The organism is Acidobacteriota bacterium (genome assembly GCA_009861545.1).
Classification (GTDB): domain Bacteria; phylum Acidobacteriota; class Vicinamibacteria; order Vicinamibacterales; family UBA8438; genus WTFV01.
The window spans coordinates 29,437-34,214 of the sequence record VXME01000141.1 but is presented as its reverse complement, the minus strand read 5'-3'; the positions used below and the strand labels follow the sequence as shown (position 1 = coordinate 34,214).

Genomic DNA, 4,778 nt, shown 5'->3' with positions numbered 1-4,778 from the left:
CCCCCCCCCAGATCAACCCGCGTACGCTCGCCGGCCGCGCCAGATGTGTATAAGCCACCGGCCCCGGCCGGCGCCGGCGGGCCCCGCCGCCGCCGCCGGGCGCGCTCCGGCCGCCGGCGCGCGCGACGCGGCCGGCACCGTCAGTGACGCCGTGTTGCGCGCGGCGCTCGACACCGCGCAGGCCGCCATGGAGTCGCTGCGCTCCCGCATCGTGGCGGCGGCAACCTCGGTACCCGACGTGCGCCCCACTCGTGCCGCGGAAACCGGCGCGGCAGGCGCTTCCGAGGAACCCGTGCCGGCCGGCAACGCCGCTCCCGATCGTTCCGCCGAAACTGCGCGGCACCGCAACGCCGACGCCCTCGGCAACGCCGACGCCCTCGGCAACGACGACACTGCGGCCGCGGCGCCCGAACCGGCCGACGATTTCGCCGGTTGGGTACGTTCGCTGACCGCAGCCGCCCGCGCGGCGGAGCAGGCTGCCACGGATGCCGAGGCCGCGGCGGGCGGCGCGGGAAGCGCGCGCGCTCGCGCCGGGTCGTGCCGCGACGCGGAGGCGCGCGTGACCACGGCGGCAACCCGCGTCGCCGACCTGACCGTCGGCGACGACCGGCCCCGATACGTTCCCGCCCGCACCGGGCGGGGGACCTACAGCGACCTCTTCCATCTGCTGGACGCCGCGCAGCGGCGCGCGCGGGCCGCCTGCAGCTCCATCGGACGCTGATCGCCCGGGCAGCACCGGGAGCGGGGTGATTCATCGTGGCGGAATGGAAGCGCAGCACATTCGACCTGCCCGACGATCACGGCTGGACGGCCAGGTCCGGCAACAGCATCTTCGTGGCGAACCGGGGAGCGGTGCTCTTCGAGTACCCGTCGGACTGGGTGATCAAGCCCGACGGGAATTCCATCTGTCTCTACGACCGGGAGGCGCCCGACGACAACATGCGCCTGCAGGTCTCTGTCCTTCGAGTCGGTCCCGACCGGTCGATCGTCGACTGGAGCGCCATGCCGCCGCTCGCCAGCCTGATGGAGGACGCCGTGCTGGCCGACGACCCGCGGCAGTGCACACGGAAAGGACCGCTGCTCGGCGCCTCCCGCCGCAATCTGGAGTACCTGTGGCTGGAGATGGACTTCCTGGACCCGGTCGGGAAGCGCAAGGCGCATTCCAGGGCCTGCCTCGCCCGCGGCGGGAATGTCCAGGCGTTCATCACGATGGAGTACTGGCCCGAAGACCGCGGGGTTGCCGATCAGGTCTGGAGCGACATGCTGGAGTCGCTGAAGCTCGCCGACTACCTGTACGACGACAACCCGCACTAGCTTGCCCGAACCCGCCGAGGTGCTGGAACGGCCGTGAGGCGGTGCCGGGAGTTCGGAACGGAGAAGCGGTGCTACGCTATATGGGCATGAGTGACGCCAAAGTGTCCGAGGCGCCGACCCCCGGCACGACGGACGATACGAGGGCGATCATCAGGAGCACCGTCGGCACCGGGACCGGACTCGCCACCCTCCTGTTGATGTTGGCCGGCCTGCTGATCCAGCAGAACGCCAACGTCAACGCCCGCATCGACGACGTCAACGCCAACGTCAACGCCCGCATCGACGACATCAACGCCCGCATCGACGACCTGCAGGAAGATATCCGCGAATTGCGTACGCTAATCATCGACGCCATCAAGGGCGCCGACCCTGCCGACTGACCCCGCGGCGGGTCTGCGGCGTGGACCATCCGGATTCGTCGGAGAGGCGCTTCCATCGGGCGCGCCGGTAGAATGCTCCGGGTTCAGCGCTTCCCGATGAGCACCACGCGCGCCGATCGCACCGCCATCCGCCGGACCGCTCTGTCCCGCCCGGTGGCGCTTGCGCTCGACGACGGCTTCATCCACCAGGAACGCACGTTCTTCGACTACGGCTGCGGTCGCGGCGACGATCTGCTGCGGCTGCACAAGATGGGAATCCCGGTGTCCGGCTGGGATCCGGCGTTCTTTCCCGACGAAGAGCGCACACCCGCCGACATCGTGAATCTCGGCTACGTCGTCAACGTAATCCAAGACCCCGACGAGCGCATCGTCGTTCTCGCCGCGGCGTGGGAGCTCGCCCGCAAGGTGCTCGTCGTCTCCGCCCGCCTCGACTGGGAGGCGGCCGATGCCGCCGTCGATTTCCAGGGCGACGGGATCGTCACCGGCAAGCGCACCTTCCAGAAGTTCTTCACGCAGGAGGAGCTTCGCCAGTGGATCGAACAGGCGCTCGACAGACCCCCGGTCGCGGCGGCTCCCGGCGTCTTCTACGTGTTCCGCGACGAGGCCGACGCCCAGTCGTTCGCCGTGAACCGGGTCTCCAGGCAGTGGCGGGTCCCCGGCATCGAGCAATCCCAGGCCCTCGTCGCCGACCACAAGGAGCTGATCGAGCCGCTCATGGCGTTCGTGACCGACCGCGGGCGCCTCCCCGTCGACGGCGAGCTGCCGGCAGCACCGCAACTGACGGCGGTATTCGGCAGCGTAGCCCGGGCGTTCTCGCTACTCCGCCGGGTCACCAGCGCCGACCGTTGGGATCGCATTCGCGAGGAACGGCGAGCCGACGTCCTCGTGTACCTCGCCCTGGCCGCGTTTCCGAAACGACCCCGGTTCGGCGCGCTGCCGGACGAACTGCGACACGACATCCGCGCCTTCTTCGGGTCGTACAGGTCCGGCTGCACGGAAGCAGACGCCCTTCTGTTCTCCGCTGGCGACCAGGATGCCGTGGATCGTGCGTGCCGCGATGCCACCGTCGGCAAGCTGCTGCCCGACGCCCTCTACGTCCATCACAGCGCGATCGAGCACCTGCCCGCGGTGTTGCGGGTCTACGAAGGGTGCGGCCGCCAGCTCGCGGGCGCGGTGGAAGGGCTCACGCTGGTCAAGCTCTTCCGCCGGCGCGCTCGCGTGTCCTATCTCGCCTACGAGGACTTCGACCGCGTGGCGCACCCGATCCTCCGGGGTGCCGTCGTCGCCGATCTGAAGCGGCTCGATCTCCACTTCCGCGACTACACGCGCTCGGCCAATCCGCCCGTGCTGCACCGCAAGGAGCTTTTCGTCGCCGACGACTACCCTGCGCGGCAACGCTTCGCCAGCCTGACGGCGCGCGAGGAGAAGATGGGATTGCTCGACGCGACCAGCACGATCGGCACGAGGGACGGCTGGGGGGCCGCGCTCGCCGAGCACGGGGTGTCCGTCCGCGGGCACCGGGTCGTGCGCGACGCGCCGGCCTCGAGATCTTGAATGGATCCGCCGGTGCGGGTTCGTCGATTCCTAATCGAAAGGATAGTTGTGACCGCAGCCCCACGAGGCCCGGCCTTCGTTACCGTTACCGCAAACGAGCGCGCGAGCTATTATCGATTGAGGCGGTAGTCGCCAATAACAGGGCGGGCAATCGGCGAAGCTGCAAACTGACATGCGGAGCGGGCACCGGAAGCCGCACGGGAGAACGGTCAGCCTGGCGGCCGGCTACACGGCGTTCGTGCCGGCGCCGCTGCCGCCCGCCTTCGAGTGGAACCGGGAGCTGGTCAACGCCCTGTCGGCGGCAGACCGCGCGATTGGACGACTCGCCGGCGAGAGTCGCCGGCTGCCGAATCCGCACCTGCTGATTCGGCCGTTCATTCGGCGTGAGGCGGTGCTGTCCAGCCGGATCGAGGGCACGCAGTCGACGCTCACCGATCTGCTCGCCGCGGAAGCCGGCGCCCGGGTCGCGCGTGACAGCGCGGACCTCCACGAGGTAACCAACTACGTACGCGCGCTGGACCACAGCGTGAAGAAGCTGGAGAAGCTGCCCCTGTCGCTCCGGCTCGTACGCGAGACCCACAGGCTGCTGATGACCGGCGTGCGCGGGGAGGCCGCCGCACCGGGCGAGTTCCGAAGCACCCAGAACTGGATCGGTCCGCCCGGCTGCCGGCCGGAGACCGCGACGTACGTTCCGCCGCCGCCCGAGGCGGTTCCGGACTGCCTGCAGCACTGGGAGCGGTTCCTGCACGACGAGTCGCTGCCGCCGCTGATCCACGCCGGACTGGCGCACGCCCAGTTCGAAGCCATCCATCCCTTCCGCGACGGAAACGGCCGCGTCGGTCGCCTGGTGACGACACTCCTGCTCGTTGAGCGGGACGTGCTGAAGGCGCCGTTGCTGTACCTGAGCGCGTGGTTCGAGGCGACGCGGCCGGAGTACTACGCACGGCTGCTCGGCACGACCGCGGCCGGCGAATGGCACGAATGGCTGATCTACTTCCTGAACGGGGTCGCCCGCGAAGCCGAAGATGCCGCGAGGCGGATTCGGACCATCGACCGGTTGATGCTCCGTTGGCGGACGCAACTGACCACGGGGAAATCGCGGGCGCCCGAGACCGTGCTGGAGCTGTTCCGTGAAAACCCGTTCTGGACCACTACCGGAATCGCCCGCCGCCTTGGCATCGCCTTCACCACCGCCGCCAGAGCGATCGAACGGCTGCAGGCCGCGGGAATCGTCTCCCCGACGGGCGACGCGCAACGCAACCGCGTGTTCTGCGCGACGCAGATGCTGGAGGTGCTGGAACGGCGGTGAGGCGGCGCCGGGGGCCCGGAACGGAGAACGGTGCTACGCTATGGACGTGAGCGACACCAAGTGTCCGAGGCGCCGGCCCCCGGCGCGGCCAGCGATACGAAGGCGATCATCAGGAGTATCGTCGGCACCGGGATCGGACTCGCCACCCTGCTGTTGATGCTGGCCGGCCTGATGATCCAGCAGAACGCCAACGTCAACGCCCGCTTCGACGACCTCAACGC

Annotated in this window: 4 protein-coding genes and 1 pseudogene; all 5 read left to right on the top strand. The window is 69.6% G+C overall.

The genetic code is table 11. The features are described from left to right. The first annotated feature begins 43 nt into the window (after nucleotides 1–43). The 5 genes and pseudogenes from F4X11_22170 (at nucleotide 44) to F4X11_22150 (ending at nucleotide 4,557) form a co-directional block, all read left to right on the top strand. Complete coding sequence (locus F4X11_22170; GenBank protein MYN67700.1) at nucleotides 44–721, top strand: hypothetical protein; 678 nt, start codon at nucleotides 44–46, stop codon at nucleotides 719–721. Between the two features lie 35 nt (nucleotides 722–756). After that, on the top strand, nucleotides 757–1,314 hold the full coding sequence (locus tag F4X11_22165; GenBank protein ID MYN67699.1) for a hypothetical protein: 558 nt from the start codon (nucleotides 757–759) through the stop codon (nucleotides 1,312–1,314). 219 nt (nucleotides 1,315–1,533) lie between these two features. Further along, nucleotides 1,534–1,620 (top strand): annotated as a pseudogene (locus F4X11_22160) (peptidoglycan-binding protein). A gap of 170 nt (nucleotides 1,621–1,790) precedes the next feature. Beyond that, on the top strand, nucleotides 1,791–3,248 hold the full coding sequence (locus F4X11_22155; protein MYN67698.1) for a DNA phosphorothioation-associated putative methyltransferase: 1,458 nt from the start codon (nucleotides 1,791–1,793) through the stop codon (nucleotides 3,246–3,248). Nucleotides 3,249–3,420: 172 nt separating this feature from the next. Beyond that, entirely contained in the window at nucleotides 3,421–4,557 is a 1,137-nt protein-coding gene (locus F4X11_22150; protein ID MYN67697.1) for a Fic family protein, read from the top strand. The last annotated feature ends 221 nt before the right edge of the window (nucleotides 4,558–4,778 follow it).